The organism is Caulobacter sp. GW821-FHT10A06 (assembly GCF_059415805.1).
On record NZ_JBWKNY010000007.1, the window covers coordinates 232782 to 251082 of the forward strand.

General features: G+C 67.5%; 21 protein-coding genes and 1 pseudogene. 9 read left to right on the forward strand and 13 right to left on the reverse strand.

The features are described 5' to 3' along the window. Positions 1-43: 43 nt before the first annotated feature. Positions 44-745, forward strand: coding sequence for a hypothetical protein (locus AC07NF_RS22015; RefSeq protein WP_494627215.1), 702 nt, complete (start codon positions 44-46; stop codon positions 743-745). 9 nt (positions 746-754) lie between these two features. Here the strand turns inward: AC07NF_RS22015 and AC07NF_RS22020 are convergent, their stop codons facing one another. Beyond that, entirely contained in the window at positions 755-1444 is a 690-nt protein-coding gene (locus AC07NF_RS22020) for a TMEM175 family protein (protein ID WP_492815510.1), read from the reverse strand. A gap of 95 nt (positions 1445-1539) precedes the next feature. On the opposite strand from AC07NF_RS22020, the gene AC07NF_RS22025 reads away from it, so the two are divergent. Together AC07NF_RS22025 and AC07NF_RS22030 are read left to right on the forward strand one after the other, a co-directional pair. After that, on the forward strand, positions 1540-2304 hold the full coding sequence (locus AC07NF_RS22025; RefSeq protein ID WP_494627212.1) for a hypothetical protein: 765 nt from the start codon (positions 1540-1542) through the stop codon (positions 2302-2304). Further along, positions 2304-2774, forward strand: a complete 471-nt coding sequence (locus AC07NF_RS22030; RefSeq protein ID WP_494627210.1) for a GNAT family N-acetyltransferase — start codon at positions 2304-2306, stop codon at positions 2772-2774. Before AC07NF_RS22025 ends, AC07NF_RS22030 begins: the two co-directional genes overlap by 1 nt. A gap of 3 nt (positions 2775-2777) precedes the next feature. Here the strand turns inward: AC07NF_RS22030 and AC07NF_RS22035 are convergent. The 4 genes and pseudogenes from AC07NF_RS22035 to petA form a co-directional block, all read right to left on the reverse strand. Continuing rightward, positions 2778-2899: pseudogene (locus AC07NF_RS22035) on the reverse strand (hypothetical protein); the annotation flags it as partial. Between the two features lie 68 nt (positions 2900-2967). Continuing rightward, positions 2968-3822, reverse strand: a complete 855-nt coding sequence (locus tag AC07NF_RS22040) for a cytochrome c1 (RefSeq protein ID WP_492815513.1) — start codon at positions 3820-3822, stop codon at positions 2968-2970. Positions 3823-3827: 5 nt separating this feature from the next. Next, on the reverse strand, positions 3828-5114 hold the full coding sequence (locus AC07NF_RS22045; RefSeq protein ID WP_492815514.1) for a cytochrome b: 1287 nt from the start codon (positions 5112-5114) through the stop codon (positions 3828-3830). A gap of 5 nt (positions 5115-5119) precedes the next feature. Then, entirely contained in the window at positions 5120-5671 is a 552-nt protein-coding gene (gene petA, locus AC07NF_RS22050; protein ID WP_492815515.1) for a ubiquinol-cytochrome c reductase iron-sulfur subunit, read from the reverse strand. A 201-nt stretch (positions 5672-5872) separates the two neighbouring features. Between petA and AC07NF_RS22055 the strand changes: the two genes are divergently transcribed. Together AC07NF_RS22055 and AC07NF_RS22060 are read left to right on the forward strand one after the other, a co-directional pair. Beyond that, positions 5873-6334, forward strand: a complete 462-nt coding sequence (locus AC07NF_RS22055) for a tRNA (cytidine(34)-2'-O)-methyltransferase (RefSeq protein ID WP_492815516.1) — start codon at positions 5873-5875, stop codon at positions 6332-6334. Positions 6335-6353: 19 nt separating this feature from the next. Beyond that, the gene (locus AC07NF_RS22060; RefSeq protein WP_494627206.1) at positions 6354-8378 is read left to right on the forward strand and encodes an FkbM family methyltransferase; all 2025 of its coding nucleotides are present in this window, start codon (positions 6354-6356) and stop codon (positions 8376-8378) included. Here AC07NF_RS22060 and AC07NF_RS22065 read toward each other — a convergent pair. Beyond that, the gene (locus AC07NF_RS22065) at positions 8375-8797 is read right to left on the reverse strand and encodes a hypothetical protein (protein WP_492815518.1); all 423 of its coding nucleotides are present in this window, start codon (positions 8795-8797) and stop codon (positions 8375-8377) included. The two genes, AC07NF_RS22060 and AC07NF_RS22065, sit on opposite strands and share 4 nt — an antisense overlap. Before the next feature lie 96 nt (positions 8798-8893). Then, complete coding sequence (locus tag AC07NF_RS22070) at positions 8894-9619, reverse strand: glycosyltransferase family 2 protein (RefSeq protein WP_494627204.1); 726 nt, start codon at positions 9617-9619, stop codon at positions 8894-8896. A gap of 56 nt (positions 9620-9675) precedes the next feature. On the opposite strand from AC07NF_RS22070, the gene AC07NF_RS22075 reads away from it, so the two are divergent. From AC07NF_RS22075 to AC07NF_RS22085, 3 genes are read left to right on the forward strand one after another with little or no spacing between them, the layout of a single operon-like run. Then, a complete protein-coding gene (locus AC07NF_RS22075; RefSeq protein ID WP_494627202.1) occupies positions 9676-11358 on the forward strand; it encodes an ArnT family glycosyltransferase in 1683 nt (560 codons plus the stop codon). Beyond that, positions 11355-12254, forward strand: coding sequence for a hydroxymethylglutaryl-CoA lyase (locus tag AC07NF_RS22080; protein WP_494627200.1), 900 nt, complete (start codon positions 11355-11357; stop codon positions 12252-12254). Before AC07NF_RS22075 ends, AC07NF_RS22080 begins: the two co-directional genes overlap by 4 nt. Further along, on the forward strand, positions 12251-12616 hold the full coding sequence (locus AC07NF_RS22085) for a hypothetical protein (protein WP_492815522.1): 366 nt from the start codon (positions 12251-12253) through the stop codon (positions 12614-12616). Before AC07NF_RS22080 ends, AC07NF_RS22085 begins: the two co-directional genes overlap by 4 nt. Positions 12617-12622: 6 nt before the next feature. Here AC07NF_RS22085 and AC07NF_RS22090 read toward each other — a convergent pair whose 3' ends face one another. From AC07NF_RS22090 to AC07NF_RS22115, 6 genes are read right to left on the reverse strand one after another with little or no spacing between them, the layout of a single operon-like run. Continuing rightward, positions 12623-13687 (reverse strand): alpha/beta fold hydrolase, encoded by a 1065-nt coding sequence (locus AC07NF_RS22090; protein ID WP_494627197.1) that lies wholly within the window; start codon positions 13685-13687, stop codon positions 12623-12625. 36 nt (positions 13688-13723) lie between these two features. Beyond that, the gene (locus tag AC07NF_RS22095; RefSeq protein ID WP_492815524.1) at positions 13724-14650 is read right to left on the reverse strand and encodes a glycosyltransferase family 2 protein; all 927 of its coding nucleotides are present in this window, start codon (positions 14648-14650) and stop codon (positions 13724-13726) included. Beyond that, positions 14650-16632: a threonine--tRNA ligase gene (gene thrS, locus AC07NF_RS22100; RefSeq protein ID WP_494627195.1), complete on the reverse strand. Its 1983-nt coding sequence runs from the start codon at positions 16630-16632 to the stop codon at positions 14650-14652. The genes AC07NF_RS22095 and thrS overlap by 1 nt, the downstream gene beginning before the upstream one ends. After that, complete coding sequence (gene yidD, locus AC07NF_RS22105; RefSeq protein WP_291872102.1) at positions 16629-16883, reverse strand: membrane protein insertion efficiency factor YidD; 255 nt, start codon at positions 16881-16883, stop codon at positions 16629-16631. Before yidD ends, thrS begins: the two co-directional genes overlap by 4 nt. 55 nt (positions 16884-16938) lie before the next feature. Further along, entirely contained in the window at positions 16939-17400 is a 462-nt protein-coding gene (locus tag AC07NF_RS22110; protein WP_494627194.1) for an iron-sulfur cluster assembly scaffold protein, read from the reverse strand. 7 nt (positions 17401-17407) lie between these two features. Then, positions 17408-17869 (reverse strand): SRPBCC family protein, encoded by a 462-nt coding sequence (locus AC07NF_RS22115; protein ID WP_494627192.1) that lies wholly within the window; start codon positions 17867-17869, stop codon positions 17408-17410. A gap of 126 nt (positions 17870-17995) precedes the next feature. Between AC07NF_RS22115 and AC07NF_RS22120 the strand changes: the two genes are divergently transcribed. Next, positions 17996-18289: a GIY-YIG nuclease family protein gene (locus tag AC07NF_RS22120; protein ID WP_494627190.1), complete on the forward strand. Its 294-nt coding sequence runs from the start codon at positions 17996-17998 to the stop codon at positions 18287-18289. Positions 18290-18301: the final 12 nt, after the last annotated feature.

Genomic DNA, 18301 nt, shown 5'->3' on the forward strand with positions numbered 1-18301 from the left:
GGATCAATCTTCTCAACCTTAGGCATCGAGGGGGAGCAGACTCATGCGTCGGATTTTGTCTGGGATTGTTCTGAGCGTCGTCGCGGTTCTGGCGATCGGGGTCGCGCCCGCCATGGCGCAGTTCGGCGGTTACATGCCGCCGCCCCCGCCGCCGCGACAGGACATGAAGAACATCGACTTCCTGCGGACCCAGAAGTCGGGCCCGCGCATCAAGCCGCGCGAGTCGGGCAATCCGATGCAGGTCAAGATGGCTCGGGAGCTGGCGACCCAGCTGAAGATCCCGTGCGATGTGGTCGACGCCGCCGAGCTGTCGGACAAGCCGTCCAAGGTCCCCAGCTACGAGTTGGTGTGCCGCGACGCCATGGGCTGGATCATCAATCGCAAGTCCGCCGAGGACGTCCAGCCTCTGGACTGCCTGGCCGTGCAGGACTCGGCCGAAGCCGCCGGCAAGGCCTGGCCGCGCGGGCTGTATTGCCTGATGCGCGGCAACTTCCAGCCGGCCATGGGCCTGGCTCCGATCGCCGCCAAGATCGCGCCCGACTGCGAGGTCGCCGACGGCGCCTATCTGGGCTCGGGCGGGACGCCGCCGATCACCCGCTACGAGCTGAGCTGCAAGAACGGCAAGGGCTATGTCGTCGACAACCCCGCGCCCGGCTCGGCCGCGTCGCTGAGCTCCATGACCTGCGCCGAGGCAGCCCAGGCCGGCGCGCCGTGCAAGCTGCGCGATCGCAAGCAGGCGGGCTGACGCGGGCCCTTAGACGGGACGTCCGCGCCGCAGCAGGCGTCCCATCGGCGCGCGCAGGCCGATGACCAGCGGGATCAGCCAGTAGGCGAAGCCCGGCAGCCACGGCGCCCTGGCCATCGGACCGAAGGTGAGGGCCGCCGAGATCAGACCCGTGGCCGCCGCCAGGGCCCAGATCTCAAAGCTGAAGCGGATCTGGGTCAGGTTCGCAGGGTCCACGCCCAGGCGCTGGGGATGACGCATGGCCCGCCAGTACAGGACCGTGAACAGTCCGGCCAGGATCGCGAAACCCGCGCCGTAGATGCGGAAGAGATCGCGCAGGTCCGACAGGGTGCGGATGATCTTCTCGCCCGACAGCAGGCCGCGCGAGGCCCAGACGAAGCCGGACTCGACCAGCATCCGCAGCGGGAAGACATAGACCAGCACCGTGAACACGATGGCCAGGGCGTTCAGGGTCGACAGGGTGTCGCGACGTGGGACGAGGCGCCCGTACTCGCGATAGGCCAGCCAGAACATGGCGATCAGAGCGAAGGCCCCCAGCGAGGCGGGGATGCGGCCCAGGGCCTGCCACAGGGCGGCGATATTGGCCGCCGGCTCGGCGCTGGCGATGATCAACAGGGTGACGGCGAAGGCGAAGGCCGCGTCGACGAAGGCGTCCAGCCGCCGGCCCGACTCGCGCTCCGGATCGTGCTCTTCCGACATGTTCACGCTCCCCTGCCCGACGCCATGATGAACGCCGTTCGGTGAAGCTGTCGAGATCGTCGCGCAACCGTCACGGCTAGGCTAGGCTGCGCCGCATGCGTTGCCGCGTTCCCGTCCTGGCCCTGTCGCTCATGCTCGTCGCCAGTACGGTGCGCGCCGGCGAGACGGCGTGCTGGTTCGAGAACGGGGCTGTGATCGCCCCGGCGGTGATCGGCGACATGGCCGGCGACTACGTCATCGACCTGTCGGCCCCGCGCACCCTGCTGCACGAGACCAAGGCCCAGATGGCCGGGATCACCGAGCCTGAACTGCCGCTGTCGGTCGAGGTCGCGGGCTTGAAGACGCCGGCCGTGCCGATCAAGGTCGCCGACCTGGACGCGCGCGGCGCGGGCTTCATCACCCCGATCGCCGGCGTGATCGGCATGGACGTCCTGGCCGGCCACAGCGTCGAGATCGACTTCGCCGACTGTCGGGTGCGCATCGACAAGCCCTGGCGGGCGCGCCGCCAGGTCGTCCTGCCGGTCGAAGTGGTCGAGGGCCTGCCGACCATCGTCGCCAGCGTCAGCGACGGCCCTATGGCCCTGCAGGGAGCCTTCGCGATCGATACCGCCTCCAGGGCCATGGCGCGGCTGTCGACGCGCGGGGCGGCCGCGACGGGCAAGCTGGACATGACCGCCCGCCACAAGGCCCCGGCCCGCCTGCGCGCCCTGTCGATCGGCGGGGTGCTGGCCGAGAACGTGCCCGCCAGCCTGGCCGACGACCTGCCCGAGGGCGTGGCCGGGACCTTAGGCACGGGCCTGTGGGGCCGCCACCGGCTGCGCCTGGCCGCCGACGCCCGCACCTTGTCGGTCGCGCCCTGATGCTCATCGAAGCCAAGACCGAAGACTTCGCCGCCCTGCTGCGCGGCGAAGCGCCCGCGCCCTATCGCCTGTGCGACAGCCCGCTGGCCCCGCCGGAAGTGCTGGCCATGCTGGCGCAGCTGGCCGACGGCATCCGCCTGGTGTTCAGCCCGGCTGCCTGGATGATCGTCGAGGACGGCGAGATCGTCGGCCTGCTCTCGCCCACCCGGCCGCTGGACGCGGCCGACCGGTCCTTGCGCATCGGCTACGGCGTCGCGCCCACCCGCTGGGGCCAGGGCGTGGCCACCCGCGCGGTGGCCGACCTGGCCACCTGGGCCCGGGCGGACGAGCGCGTCCATGCCCTCACCGCCGAGACCTCGGTCGACAACCTGGCCTCGCAGGCGGTGCTGGCACGCAATGGCTTCCAGGTGGTGGGCGAGCGGGTGGACGACGAGGACGGACCGCTGATCTGCTGGCGGTTGCCTGTCTAGAACTTAAGCCTCCGTGTCATCCCGGACGGCCCGCAGGGCCGATCCGGGACCCAGGGGCCGGCGCAAAGCGGTTGCCCCTGGGTCCCGGCTCTCCGCGCTTGCGCGCTCCGGCCGGGATGACACCGGTTGGGATCAAAGAAAAAGGCCCGGTGTTTCCACCGGGCCTTTCCGTATCTCAGAGCCGGAGAACAGGTCAGTGCGACTCGTTCTTCCAGACCGTCTTGTAGCTCGCATACAGCAGGCCCGAGAGCAGGACGAGGTAGATCAGAACGGCGAAGCCGGTCTGCTTGCGCTCTTCCAGCTTGGGCTCGGCGGCCCACATCAGGAACGCCGAGACGTCCTTGGCTTGCTGGTCCAGGGTCGACTTGGTGCCGTCGTCGAACGTCACCAGGCCAGCCTTGAGCGGCGGGGCCATGGCGATGAAGCCGCCCGGCGGGACGTGCTTGTGGTCGCCGTGCCAGGCCGAGCTGAGGTCGCCCGGGAAGTACGGGTTGTAGTGACCGCCGGTCGGGACCGTCAGGCCCTTCGGCGGATCGACGTAGCTGGTCACGACCGAATAGATGTGGTCCGGACCTTCTTCGCGGGCCTTGGCCAGCAGCGACATGTCCGGCGGCAGGGCGCCGCCGTTCGAGGCGCGGGCCGCGGCTTCGTTGGCGAAGGGCGACGGGAAGTGGTCGGCGCTGGTGGCCGGACGCTTGATGGCGTCACCGGTTTCCGAATCGATGTCGGCGACCTCGTAGTCCTTGGCGATCGCCTTGACCCACGGGTTGTCGTTCGAGTTCGGATACTTCTCGCTGTAGAACGGGCCGCCCTTGTCACCGAGGTTGCGGAACGACACCAGCTTCAGCGAGTGGCAGGCCGAGCAGACTTCGCGATAGACCTTGAAGCCACGCTGCAGCTGGCCCTGGTCGAACTTGCCGAAGGGGCCTTCGAACGACCAGTGCACTTCCTTGGCCGGCAGGGCCCCGCCGTTGGCGAGGGCCGGACCGGCGAGGCCGACGACCAGGAGACCCGCCGCCGCCGCGATAACCGAGAGTTTGCGGAGCATCGGGATCAACCCTTGTGAGCGTCGGCCGAGAGGGCCGGCGAAGCGATCGAGTCCGGCACGGGCAGGGTCTTTTCGACCAGACCCAGGACCGGGAGAACGACCAGGAAGAAAGCGAAGTAGTAGAGCGAGGCCACGCGGCTGAGCCACACGAAGCTGTTCAGGTCCGAACCGCCCAGCTGGAACGTGGTCAGGTGCGGGATCACCGGATCGTCCGGCAGCTTGGCGCCGCAGAAGCCCAGGATGATGCAGGCCACCAGGAAGAACACGAAGTAGATCTTCGCGGTCGGGCGGTAGCGCATCGAGCGCACCTTCGAGGTGTCCAGCCACGGCAGGGCGAACAGGCAGGCGATGGCGCCGAACATGGCCAGCACGCCCATCAGCTTGTCCGGCACGGCGCGCAGGATCGCGTAGAACGGCAGGAAGTACCATTCCGGAACGATGTGCGACGGCGTCACCAGCGGGTTGGCCTCGACATAGTTGTCGGCGTGGCCAAGGGCGTTCGGCATGTAGAAGACGAAGAAGGCGAAGAGGATCAGGAAGACGCTCATCGCGAAGCCGTCCTTCACCGTCGCGTACGGCGTGAAGGGAACGGTGTCGGCCTTCGACTTGGGGTCCACGCCGGTCGGGTTGTTCTGGCCAACCACGTGCAGCGCCCAGATGTGCAGGATCACGACGCCCGCGATCATGAAGGGCAGCAGGTAGTGCAGCGAGAAGAAGCGGTTCAGGGTCGGGTTGTCGACCGCGAAGCCGCCCCACAGCCAGGTGGTGATGCTCTCGCCGACCAGCGGCAGGGCGCCGAACAGGTTGGTGATCACGACGGCGCCGTGGAACGACATCTGGCCCCAGGGCAGGACGTAGCCCATGAAGGCGGTGGCCATCATCAGCAGATAGATCACGCAGCCCAGCAGCCACAGCACTTCACGCGGCGCCTTGTAGGAGCCGTAGTACAGGCCGCGCAGCATGTGGATGTAGACGGCGATGAAGAACATCGACGCGCCGTTGGCGTGCATGTAGCGGATCAGCCAGCCGTAGTTCACGTCGCGCATGATGTGCTCGACGGAAGCAAAGGCGCCCTGAGCGCTCGGATTGTAGTGCATCACCAGGATGATGCCGGTGATCAGCTGGGAGGCCAGGCACAGCGACAGGATGCCGCCGAAGGTCCACCAGTAGTTCAGGTTGCGCGGGGTGGGGTAGTCGACGAACGAGTCGTAGCCCAGACGCACGATCGGCAGACGGGCGTCGAGCCAGCGCTCGATACCGGTCTTCGGTTGATAGGTCGAATGTCCGCTCATCTCGCTTAGCCGATCTTGACCTTGGTGTCGGTGAGGAAGGCGTATTCCGGAACCACCAGGTTCAGGGGCGCGGGGCCCTTACGGATACGACCCGAGGTGTCATAGACCGAGCCGTGGCACGGGCAGAACCAGCCGCCATACTCGCCACCGCCGAAGGTCGGCACGCAGCCCAGGTGGGTGCAGTTGCCGCCAACGATCAGCCAGTTGGACTTGCCCGGCTTCACGCGCGAGGCGTCCGTCGCCGGATCCTTCATCGACGCGCCGTCGTCGGCCACGGCCTTGGCGATTTCCGCCTTGGTGCGGTTACGCACGAAGAGCGGCTTGCCGCGCCACTTGATCGTGACCTGCTGGCCCTCGGCGACCTTGGTCAGGTCGAACTCGGTCGAGGCCAGGGCCCGCGTGTCGGCGGACGGGTTCATCTGGTCGATGAACGGCCACACCAGGGTCGCGGCGCCGCCAGCGGCGGCCGCGAGCGCGGCGATGTGAATAAAGTCGCGCCGGGAGGGATCGCTCCCGTGTTCCGGCTCGGTCGTTGCGCCCACGGCGGTGTCGGCCACCTAGTCACCCCTTAATTCCGCAGGTCGCGGAAGCGACCGGCTTGGAGAAGCGCCTTTCGACGCCATATCTTGCTCGACCCGCATGCGGATCTCCGCCACAAGGCAGCGGTCGGATCGTCGTATCGGACGCGCGGACGAAGTCCGCAAGCCCTTTCGATTCCCGGCAAAGCCCCTGCTGCCCTTGTGGTTGGTTCGCTTATTATGCGTATCGCACTTTTTCAACCAGGCATTCCCCAAAACGTCGGGGCGGCCATCCGGCTCTCCGCGTGTTTCGACGTCGGTCTGGACGTCATCGAGCCCTGCAGTTTTCCCTTGGACGACAAGAGTTTGAAGCGCGCGGCCCTGGATTACGGGCCTTTGGCGCACCTTCAGCGCCATGACAGCTGGGAAGCTTTCCTCGCCGCCCCGGAACGGGCGCAGGGCCGCCTGCTGCTTTTCACGACTCGCGGCGCGACGCCTTTCCACCGATTTTCGTTCGAACCCGGAGACACCCTGCTGTTCGGCAACGAGAGCAAGGGCGCCCCGGAAGAGGTCCACGCCGCCGTCCAGGGCCGCATCGTCATCCCGATCCGGCCCGAAACCCGCTCGATGAATCTGGCGACCACCGCCGCCATGGCTCTGGGCGAAGCCTTGAGGCAGACAGGCGGCTTCCCGGACGCCTGATCTTTTCTAAGATCAACCCATGATCGATTCTGAGCGCATCGGCGCCGACATCGCTTATCTGAGGTCGCGGCCGGACTGGATGCTGCTGGCGCCCGTGCGCATCGAGGCCATGCTGGACCCGATGCGCTTCCAGCTGCTGATGCAGGCCGCGCGGGATTTCTACTTCCAGCGCTTCCAGCGCATGAGCGAGACGGCCGCGGCCGCTCGGCGCGTGTTCGGGATCGAGGGCGACCAGGGCGTGACCCTGTCGATGGCCGGCCTGGCCGCCGCGGGCTCAGGCGACCTGACCGCGGCCTTCGACGCCTTCAAGCAGGCCCGCGACCAGCAGCCCGAGGTCGCCGAGCACCACTACAACTGCGGCGTCATGCTGCTGAAATACAGCCAGGACCTGGCCGTGGCCGAAGGCCTGTTCCAGAGCGGACTGGAGCGTTACGCCCACGGCCCGTCGTGGCTGGCGCTGGCGGTGATCCGGCTGGAGCGCGGCGATTTCGCGGGCTGCGCCGACGCCGCCCGCTGCGCCCTGGCCCTGGAGGCAGAATCAGACGGCGTCGCCGCGTTGTGCCTGGCGGCCGCGCTCGAGCGCCTGGGCCAGCCGGTCGAGTGGCCTCAGCAGCGGCCGGACGCGCGATTCTCCACGCCCGAGGCGTTCGACATCGTCGTGACCAAGGCCGCTCGGACCGTGGTCAGCGTCGCCCTGGGCGATCGCGAGGCGGTGGCGGCGGTGCGGCTGGCGCGATCGCTGGCGGGCGTCGCCCCGGACTGGAACGTCCACCTGCACCTGTGCAACGCCTCCGCCGACGTCACGCGCGCCATCACAGACTGGGTCGACGCGCGCGCCGATCGTGTGCGCGTCTCGACCGAGACCCTGGTCACCGACCCGGCCGACAGCCTGGCCGATCGTTTCGGCGTCGTCCGCCTGCGGACCTTCGCGGCGGCGGGCGCGGCGATCGGCGGCGACCTTATCCTGGCCCATCCTCGGACGTTGTTCTCGGCCGATCCCGCCGCCCTGCTGCCCGAGGCGGACCAGGGCGTGTCGCTGGCCCTCCGCGACGGCCTGCTATGGAACCAGGTCGGCCAGGACCTGATCGGCCTGCGCGCGGGTCCGGCGGCCAGCGCCTTCCTCGACACCATCCGCATGGCCGCCCTGCCCTGGTCGTGGCGCAAGAGCCCGATGACCGCCGGCGTCAGCCTGTGGCAAGCCCGCACGGCTTGCCCGGACGCGAGGATTCTGAGCCCGGACGACCTGGCCCTGGCGACCCTGCCCGATGCGCCACCCGAGCCGACCGCGCCGCCGCCGCGCGCCGAGTTCAACGAGGTCATACCCTCGCGCTACGGGCCGATGCTGCTCAATCGCAACGACCTCTACATCTTCAGCGGCATCCAGGAGACCGGCGTCTGGTCGGGCGACGAGCTGGACCTCCTGGGTCAGTTGATCCAACCGGGCCAGACGGTGCTGGACGTCGGCGCCAACATGGGCACCCACACCCTGGCCTTCTGCAACTTCGTGGGGCCGACCGGCCGGGTCTACGCCTTCGAGCCGCAGCGGATCATGTTCCAGGCCATGGTCGCCAGCGTGGCCCTGAACAGCTGGGCCAATGTCCATACCTACATGACCCTGGTCGGGGCCAAGAAGGGCGCCATGCGCCTGCCCGGCATCCACTACGAAGAGCCCGGCAATTTCGGGATGATGACCCTGGCGCCCGACCGCGGCCGCGCCGAGAGCCTCGTCTATCGCGACGACGAGGACGGCGAGGAGGTGGCGATGATCACCATCGACAGCCTGAATCTCTCCGCCTGCCACCTGATCAAGATCGATGTCGAGGGCATGGAGATCGACGTGCTGCGCGGCGCGGCGAAGACCATCAAGGCCCACCGCCCGCTGATCTACATGGAGTGCCAGCCCGACGAGCGCAGCAAGTCGGCGCTGAAGCTGCTGAAGTCGTTGGGCTACGCCACTTGGTGGCACGGCGACATCGGCTCGCCCAACATCCTGGGCGCGCCGCTGGAACGGTCGCTGTCGGCGATGGGGCTGAAGCTGGCCTAGTGGTCGCCGAAGTCCACGTCGCGACGCGCCGCCACGATCGTCACGATGAAGCCCGCCAGCACGTCCAGCAGCACCATCAGGGTGATCAGGAAGAAGGTCGAGGTCGCGAAGGCCGGGAACAGCAGGAACTCGACCAGGCACAGGATGAACAGCACCATCGACAGCGAGTGGTTGATGATGGCGATCCGGCGGCTGGTCGTGGACTTCAGCAGCTCGACGAACAGCACCACCAGCGAGGCGGCCAGCAGCAGGTCGCCCAGGCTGACGCCCCACTCGGCCCGCGAGGTCATGTGGATCGTGAACAGCTTGTCGCTCATGCGCACGCCGGCGTCGGCGGCCTTGAAGCCTCCGGCCAGGGTCAGCGCGACCAGATTGTAGATGATGACCGGCAGCGCCAGCAGCGGTATGGCTGCGAACATCGAGCTTCCCCCTTTGGCGCGAGCATTCAGTCTCATGCCATGGTTAAGGCCTAGCGGGAATTTTCGTTGCGGTGAAGGTGTCTCGCCCGTCAGGCGTTACGCTTCGTCCACGCCTTGGGGATTGCGCGACCGCGATTGCAGCCACATCACGCCCAGCAGGTCCGACACCGAGGCCTTCAGGCGGCCGAAGTTCGTATATTTCGACACCCCGCTCTCGCGGTGACGGTGGTTCACCGGCTCGAACGCCACCTCGTAGCCCTCGCGCAGCATCAGCGCCGGGATGTAGCGGTGGATGTGATCGAAGTACGGCAGGCGCAGGAACGCCTCGCGGCGGAAGGCCTTGAGCCCGCAGCCGGTGTCGTTGGCGGTGTCCTTCAAGAGACGCTTGCGCACCCCGTTGCCGAACTTGGAGGCGAAGCGCTTGGCGCTGCTATCCTGGCGCTTGACCCGCTCGCCGCCGACCAAGGCCAGCACGGCGGGGCCGGCCTGCAGGGTCTTGGCCAGGCGCGGGGCGTCGGCCGGGTCGTTCTGGCCGTCGCCGTCCAGGGTGACGATGATCGGCCCGCGCGCGGCCAGGATGCCGGTGCGCACGGCGCGGCTCTGGCCCGAGTTCTTGCGGTGGCCAAGCACGCGGAGCTGCGGGATCTCGGCCTTCAGGGCGATCAGGCGGGCCTTGGTGTCGTCGCGGCTGGCGTCGTCGACGAAGATCATCTCGTAATTGTCGCCGTTGAAGGCGGTCGCGATCTCGCGCGCCAGCTTCGGGGCGGCCTCGCCCTCGTCAAAGACGGGGACGACGACGGAAAAGTCGGGGGTGGCGTTCATCGGCTTCTAATAGCCGAAAAATTCCCACACGAAAGGATCGTGCTAAACGTGGCCGCATGACGCTTGAATCTCGCCTCGATGATTGGAGCCGCGGGTGGCGCGGCCCTCTGTTCGCCGCGCTCGTCGCCTTGATCGCCGGCCTGCCCGGCCTGTTCGCCATGCCGCCGCTGGACCGCGACGAGTCCCGCTTCGCCCAGGCCACATCGCAGATGCTGGAGACCGGCGACTACGTGGTCATCAAGTTCCAGGACCAGCCGCGCTTCAAGAAGCCGGTCGGCATCCACTGGCTGCAGGCCATGAGCGTCAAGGCGTTCTCCGACGCCGAGGACCGCCGGATCTGGGCCTATCGCATCCCGTCTCTGCTGGGCGCGATGCTGGCGGCGGCGGCCTGCGCCTGGGGCGCGGCGGCGCTGCTGGATCCGCGCACCGGCCTGCTGGCCGGCTCGATCCTGGGCGCGACCTTCCTGCTGTCGACCGAGGCCTTCATCGCCAAGACCGACGCGGCCCTGTGCGGCGGCACCACCCTGGCCATGGCGGCCCTCGCCCGCATCTACGCCGCCCACCTGAAGGGCGAGACCGTCAATAAATGGACCAAGCTGGCCTTCTGGCTGGGCCTATCGGTCGCCGCCCTGATCAAGGGTCCCGTCGGCCTGCTGGTCGCCTTCTTCGCCCTGGCCGCCCTGGCGATCTGGGACCGCAAGGCGGCGTGGATGAAGGACCTGGGCTGGACCTGGGGCCTGATCCTGTTCTGCGCCATCTGCCTGCCCTGGGCGATGATGATCACCGTCGCCACCGACGGCGCCTTCTGGGGCGCGGCCGTGGGCGGAGACCTGGCGCCCAAGCTGGCCGGCGGCCAGGAGGGTCACGCCGGGCCGTTCGGCTATCACACCTTGCTGGCCCCGCTGCTGGCGTTCCCGGCCACCCTGCTGCTGCCGGCGGGTCTGGTCCTGGGCTGGACCCGGCGCAAGGACCCCGGCGTGCGGTTCGCCCTGTGCTGGCTGGTCCCGACCTGGCTGATGTTCGAGATCCTGCCCACCAAGCTGGTGCACTACGAGCTGCCGGCCTATGGCGCCCTGGCCATGCTGATGGCGGCGGCCGTGCGTGAACCGCTGGCCAAGGGACCGCGCTGGATCGGCGCTGGCCTGTCGGTGCTGATGGCCGCCCTGCTGGCCGCCGTCGCGATCTATGGCCAGGTGAAGTTCGGCGCGAAGAACGACCTCGTCTGGACCGTCCTGGCCGCCGGCCTGGCCCTGGCCGCCGGGATCGCCGGAGCCGTCCTGCTGCTGCGCCATCACTCGGTGCGGGCCCTGGTCACGGCCGGGGTGCTGGGCGTCGGCGCCCACATCGCCCTGACCGCCGGCCTGATCCCGCGCCTGGAGCCTTTGTTCCTGTCCAAGGACATCGCCGACGCCCTGGACACGGCCCGCCTGTCGCCGCGCTCCGGCGCCGCCGGCCCCGTGGCCCTGACCGGCTATTCCGAGCCCAGCCTGATCTTCCAGCTGGGCACCGCCACCGAGCTGACCACCGGCGAAGGCGCGGCCGACGCGATCTCGGAAGGCCGCCCGGCCGTGGTCGAGGGCCGCGAGGAAAAGCCCTTCCGCGACGCCCTGACCGCCCTGGGCCTGACGCCGCGTCCAGTGGCCGTGATCCAGGGCCTGAACTATTCCGACGGCGACGACGAGAAGCTGACGATCTATCGCGGCGAGCCTCAGATCGAAGAAGAGGAGCCCGCCCGATGAGCCGCTTCATCCAGATCGTCGAGGTCGGCCCGCGCGACGGCCTGCAGAACGAAAAAACCATCCTGTCGGTCGCCGACAAGCTGGACCTGATCCGCAAGCTGGAAGCCGCCGGCGCCAAGCGCACCGAGGTCGTCTCGTTCGTGAACCCCAACCGCGTGCCGCAGATGGCCGGGGCAGAGGAGATCATGGACGCCTTGCCCTCCGACCGCGTCCACTCCCGCATCGGCCTCGTCTTGAACATGCGCGGCTGGGAGCGTTGCGTGTCGACCGGTTGCGACGAGGCCAATGTCGTGGTCTGCGCCTCGGACGGTTTCGGCGTCGCCAACCAGGGCGCCACGGTGCGCCAGCAGATCGACACCCTGGCCGCCATCGCCGAACGCCAGGCCGTGGACGGCGGCCCGCCGATCACCGCCACCATCTCGGTGGCCTTCGGCTGCCCGTTCGACGGCGAGGTCAGCGAAGACCAGGTCGTGGCTATCGCCCGTGAGGCCGCCAGCCTGGGCATCCCGGAGATCGCCATCGCCGACACCATCGGCGTCGCCGATCCGTGGGTCGTGACCAAACGCATCGAGGCCGTCCGAGCCGCCGCGCCGGACGCCCGCCTGCGCATGCACTTCCATGACACCCGCAACACGGGCCTGGCCAACGCCTATGCCAGCGTCGTAGCGGGCGTCGACGTGCTGGACGCCTCGGTCGGCGGCCTGGGCGGCTGCCCGTTCGCGCCGAACGCCACCGGCAATATCGGCACCGAGGATCTGGTCTACATGCTGGAACGGGCCGGCTTCGAGACGGGTTACGATCTGGCGGCCCTGATCGAGATCGGCCGCGATGTCAGCGCCAAGCTGGGCAAGGCCCCCGCCTCGTCCCTGGCCCGCGCCGGAGGTTTCCCCGCATGAGCCGCCTGCCTGTCCTGCTGCTGCCCCTGGCCGTGACCGCCTGCGCGACCGCGCCGATGGCGGAGACTCCCGCCGGGCGCTGCGACGTCACTATCAAGTTCGCCAGCTACGGCGCGGGCATCGATCGCGAGCTGTCGGAGAAGGTGGCTGCGGCCGTGAAGTCCGACCGCGACATCGCCAGCTCGCAGCGCCAGCCCTGGGGCCGCGAAGGCGAATACGACCTGTGCCTGACCGCCAAGGCCGGCAAGGGCGTAGCGGTCTACGAACGCTACAAGGCGATGCTGCCGGCCAAGAGCCTGAAGGCCCCGACCTCGATCGTCGGTCCGAACGGCGAGCGGTTCGAGTCGATCGGACCGATGTAGCCTGCCCTACTGGGCCAGCAGCTTGGCCAGGTCCGCCTTCCAGAACTTCGCCGAGGTGTGGGTGCCGTGGCCGCGCGTCTGGGTCGAGGCCGGGATCAGCACGAAGCGCGCCTTGGGCATGCGCTTGACCATCTGCTCGGCCAGGCCCAGCTCGGGCGGGTTGATGAAGTCGTCGGCCGAGTTCACCCACAGCACCGGCACGGTGATCTTCTCCAGGTTCGGCGAGGGGTCGTAGTTGCGCGAGGCGTCCAGCCAGTAGAGGGCGTTATTGGCCTCGTAGTTGGCGGTCATGCGCGCGTAGGCCTGGTCCAGCGCCTTCTCGGTCGCCTCGCGGGTCGGGAACTGGTCCTGCAGCGCCATCGGATTGGCGCCGGCGATGATCTGAAGGTCGGCGGCGGCGCGGATCCCCGCCATCGGCTGGGTGGTGTAGTCACCACCCATCCAAGCCGGGTCGGCCTTGATCGCGTCGATCGCCATCTTGCGCCACATGCGGTTGCGGCCAGCCAGGGCGACGGTGTTGCAGGCGAACGGCGCCAGGCGCTCGGCAAAGCCCGGATAGGTCTCGCCCCAGACGAAGGCGTGCATGCAGCCCATCGACGTGCCCAGGATCAGCTGCAGCTTGCTCACGCCCAGGCCATCAACCAGCAGCTTGTGCTGCAAGGCGACCATGTCGTCGTAGTCGTAATGCGGGAAGGCCATGCGCAGGCCGTCGCTGGGCTTGGACGAGGCGCCGTGGCCGATGTTGTCGGGCAGGATCACGAAGGTCTTGGTGATGTCCAGCGGCTGGCCAGGGCCATACAGTTCGTCGGCGAAGACCGACGTCAGGAAATTCTTCCCCGAGCCGCCGGTGCCGTGCAGCACCATCACCGCATTGTCGATCTGGCCCTTGGCGTCGCGATGCGGCGTGCCCAGGGTGGTGTAGTGCAGCCGGACCTCGGCCAGCTTCTCACCCGACTTGAAGGTGAAGTCGTGGACGCTGAAGTCGCCTTCCTTGGTCGGCCAGTCGGCCGCCTGGGCAAGGAGCGGGATCGTCAGGGCGAGCGCCGCCAGGGCGAGGATCGAGCGTTTCATGACGGGGAGCCTAGGCGCGGCTCCGGGCCGGTCAAGCTAGATCGGCCGTCCGGTCAGCTTCCACAGCAGCGGACGCGAAACGCTCATCAGCATGATGGCCGGCGCGAGCAGAACAGCGGCGGCGAACAGCTGCAGGCTGTCTGCGCGCTTGATGAAGTAGCGGGTCAGGCCCACGCCCTTGTGGAACTCGACCTTCAGCGGGTGTTCCTGGCTGGTGTGGCCCAGGTGGACGACCTCGGCCTTGGGCTGGAACAGCACCTGGCCGCCGGCGCGGCGGGCGCGCCAGCACAGGTCGATGTCCTCGACGTGCAGGAAATAACCCTCGTCGAAGCCGCTGAGGGCCTCGAAGTCGCGGCGGCGCATGGCGAAGCAGGCGCCGGAGATGGTCGGCATCGGCACGGGCTTGCCCGGCAGCGGCTCGTTCTCGCGATGGATCTCGAAGCTGGCCAGGTTGGGATGGCGGCGGGTGAACTGGCCGAAGCTGAGCACCGTGCTCATCGGCGTGACGTCGCCGCGACGACCGCCGCGCTGCTCGGTGCCGTCGATGTTCATGACCCGCGCGCCGACGATGGTCGGGGTCGGCTGGCCCTTGAAGGCCGTAACCAGCGAGGCCACGCAGTTGGTCTGCAGATTGGCGTCGGGATTGAGGAAGACGATGTACTCGCCGCCCGCCGTCGAGGCTCCCAGATTGGCGCCGCGCGCGAAGCCGATATTGCCGTGGCCCTGCTTGAGCACGACGCGCGGCTCGGTCAGGGCCAGCGAGCGCAGCATGTCCTCGTCGCGGCCGTCGGAGCCGTTGTCGACGATGACGAACTCATCGACCAGCGGCTCGGCCAGCACATGCTTGATGCTCTCGGCCAGCGCCTCTCCCGTCCGATAGACGACCATGACCACGGACACGTTCGGACGAGCCGGACGTGCGCCCACGGCGAGGGTCGAGGCGGACGGGAGGATGCTGTTCATCAGGCGGTCGCGGCCTCCGAAGCGAGTTCCGGCACAACACCCAGAGCGCGTTTGACGTCCGGCGGCGTGGCGTCGTTCTTCAGAACGCGCAGCGCCTCTTCCAGCGAGAGCACGCTTTGGCCCTCGCCGCCGAAACGACGCAGGGCCAATTGCCCCGTTTCCGCTTCCTTACGTCCGACCACCGCGATCACAGGCACCTTTGCGAGGCTGTGCTCGCGAATCTTGTAGTTGATCTTCTCATTACGCAGATCCACTTCCGCGCGCATCCCCATCTTCGTCAACTTCTCGACGACCTCCAGGGCGTACGGGTCGGCGTCGGACGTGATCGTGGCCACGACCACCTGCGTGGGCGCCAGCCAGACCGGCAGCGCGCCCGCGTAGTTTTCCAACAGGATGCCGATGAAACGCTCGAAGGACCCCAAGATCGCCCGGTGAAGCATCACCGGACGCTTCTTCGAACCATCCTCCGAAACGTACTCGGCGTCCAATCGTTCCGGCAAAACGAAATCAAGTTGCAGCGTGCCGCACTGCCAAACTCGACCAATGGCGTCTTTCAGCGAGAACTCTAGCTTCGGGCCGTAGAAGGCGCCTTCACCTTCCTGCAGCACCAAGGTCTCGCCGGCTGCCTCGGCAGCGGCGGAGAGAGCCGATTCTGCTTTATCCCAGACCTCATCCGTGCCGGCGCGCAAGTCCGGACGCGTGGAGAACTTGGTGTCGGCCAGCGTCATGCCCAGATCGCTATAGACGCTCCGCAACAGTTCGATGAACCGGGCGCTTTCCTCCGTGACCTGCTCTTCGCGGCAGAAGATGTGGGCGTCATCCTGCGTGAACGCGCGCACCCGCATGATGCCGTGCATGGCGCCCGAGGGCTCGTAACGGTGGCAGGCGCCGAACTCGGCCATGCGCAGCGGCAGCTCGCGATAGCTCTTCTGGCCGACATTGAAGATCTGGATGTGGCCGGGGCAGTTCATCGGCTTGACCGCCAGGATCTCGCCCTCGGCGCTCTCGCACATGAACATGGCGTGGCCGAACTTCTCGGCGTGGCCCGACTTCTCCCACAGGCTCTTGTCGAGGATCTGCGGCGTCTTCACTTCCTTGTAGCCGGCCGCGTCCAGGCGGCGGCGCATATAGTCCTCGAGCACGCGGTACAGGGCCCAGCCCTTGGCGTGCCAGAACACCATGCCCTTGCCCTCTTCCTGGATGTGGAAGAGGTCCATCGTCTTGCCCAGCTTGCGGTGATCGCGACGCTCGGCTTCCTCGATGCGCTTCAGGTGCGCTTCCAGGTCGGCGTCCGAGGCCCAGCTCGTGCCGTAGATGCGCTGCAGCTGGGCGTTGTTCTGGTCGCCGCGCCAGTAGGCGCCGGCCAGCTTCGTCAGCTTGAAGGCCTTGCCGACATGCTTGGTCGACGGCAGGTGGGGCCCCCGGCACAGGTCCTTCCAATTGCCCTGGCGATAGACCGTGATCGTGTCCGTGCCCGGCAGGTCACGGATGATCTGGGCCTTGTACTGTTCACCGATGCCGTCGAAGTGCTTGATGGCCTCTTCGCGGTCCCAGACCTCGCGCGTGATCTTCTCGTCGCGGTCGACGATCTCCTTCATGCGCTTTTCGATCGTTTCCAGATCGTCCAGGCTGAAGGGCTCCTCGCGGGCGAAGTCGTAATAGAAGCCGTCCTCGACGTTCGGGCCGATCGTGACCTGGGTGCCGGGGAACAGCTCCTGCACCGCCTCGGCCAGCACGTGGGCCGTGTCGTGGCGGATGGTCTCTAGGGCTTCCGGAGCCTCACGCGTCAGGATCTCGAACTTGCGCTCGCCGGCCAGCAGATCGGGCGTCAGGGCGCGGTCCAGGTCCAGCACCTGGCCGTCCAGCTTGATCAGCAGCGCCTTCTTTTCCAGCGACTTGGAGATGGCCGCGGCGACGTCGCGCCCCGTCGAGCCATCAGGATACTGACGGACGGAACCGTCGGGGAAAACCAGATCGATCATTCTTCACATATCCACTTGCGTGGCTGGCTTGCCGGCGGCGGGGGGTCGTAACCCGATCCACCTAACGGATTGCAGCGGCAAATCCGTCGCAACGCCAACCAGGAACCCTTGAGCGGGCCATGATCCTTGAGGGCGGCCGCCGCGTACTCCGAACAGCTCGGCGCGAAGCGGCACTGCCGCCCGATGAGGGGCGAGAGCGTCAACTTGTAGGCCCGAAGGCCCAAATCGACGGTGCGTTCGTAGAAGGTCATGCCTGCGCGCGACGCCTGTTAGTCCAGTAAAGTACTAACCCCCTTGGAGGGGCGATCAAGCCGCGCCGGCGGTGCTAGTTCGCGTTTCGCCGACGCCTGTGGCCTTACGGACAGCCTCCACCGTCGCCTCGAACGCCAGAAGCGTCGAGGCGTGACGGGCGGGATAGTCCTTGACCGGCTCCAGCACGGCGAGCTCCGCAAAGCGGCCCGCGGGAGGCGAACCGTTCGTCTTCAGCATAGCGCGCAGAGAGTCCCGCGCCAACTCGATGTCGGAAAGTTCCGCCCCGACCACGTTGGCGCCCAGGATCGCGGCGGCCGCCTGGCCAAGGGCGCAGGCCGAAACCTCCTGGGCGTAGTCGACGACCTTGCCGCCCTCGACCTTCACATCGACGACGATCCGGCTGCCGCACAGCTTGGCGGTCTTCTCGCTGCTGGCGTCGGGCGCAGGCAAGCGTCCGGCGCGCGGCATGTTGGCCACGAGCGTCAGGATCTTGGCGCTGTAGAGGTCGTCGATCATCGCTGGACTAAGATGGGGACTTCTGGCGTTCCGACCAGATGGCCTCGGCCCGATCACGCACCGCCTCGCCCATCTCGGTGAAGGCGGCCTTCAGTTTGCGGCGCTCGTCGCGGCTGACGAACCGCAGCAGCATGCCCATGAACAGCTCGCCGTTCGAGAAGGTCGAGTTGTTGGGCCCCATGCTCTCGATCTCGAGATAGCGGATCGCGGTGACGAAGCCGCCCAGGCGCGACGAGCGCCAGTGAAGCTGTTCGTAAGGCACCCAGTCCTGGACGATCGGCGTGATCACCGTGGCCGGCGCGCCGGGCAGGTGCTGCTCCAGCGTCAGGGCCGTGCCGATCTTCAGCTGCCCCTCGGCCTTGCGGTAGAGCGGGTTCCAGTCCTTCCAGGTCTCGAAGTCCGACACCAGGTCCCAGACGATCTCGGCGGGGGCCTGGACCCCGATACGGTGCTCGACGGCGCGTTTCATGCGCGGGCTTTATCACTACCGCTCACGACCGCTCAACTTCGCTCATTCCCTTATCCGCACATCCCCGCGAAAGCGGGGACCCAAGCGGCGCTTCCGCACCACTAATGTTCGCTATATGTTCCATAAATGGACCAGATGTTTGCAGCTTACATTCTGGCGAGCAGGCCCTATGGCACGCTCTATTGCGGCCATACGGACGACCTTGCCCGCCGCATCTGGGAGCACAAGGAGAAGCTGCGCAAAGGCTTCACCTCCAAGTACGGAGTCGACCGGCTGGTTTGGTACGAGATGATCGAAACACGCGAAGGCGCTCTTATCCGCGAACGTCAGATCAAGAAATGGAACCGCGCCTGGAAGATTCAGCTGATCGAGGCGTTGAACCCCACCTGGACCGACTTCTACGACACCTTGAACTGCTAACTCAGCTTGGGT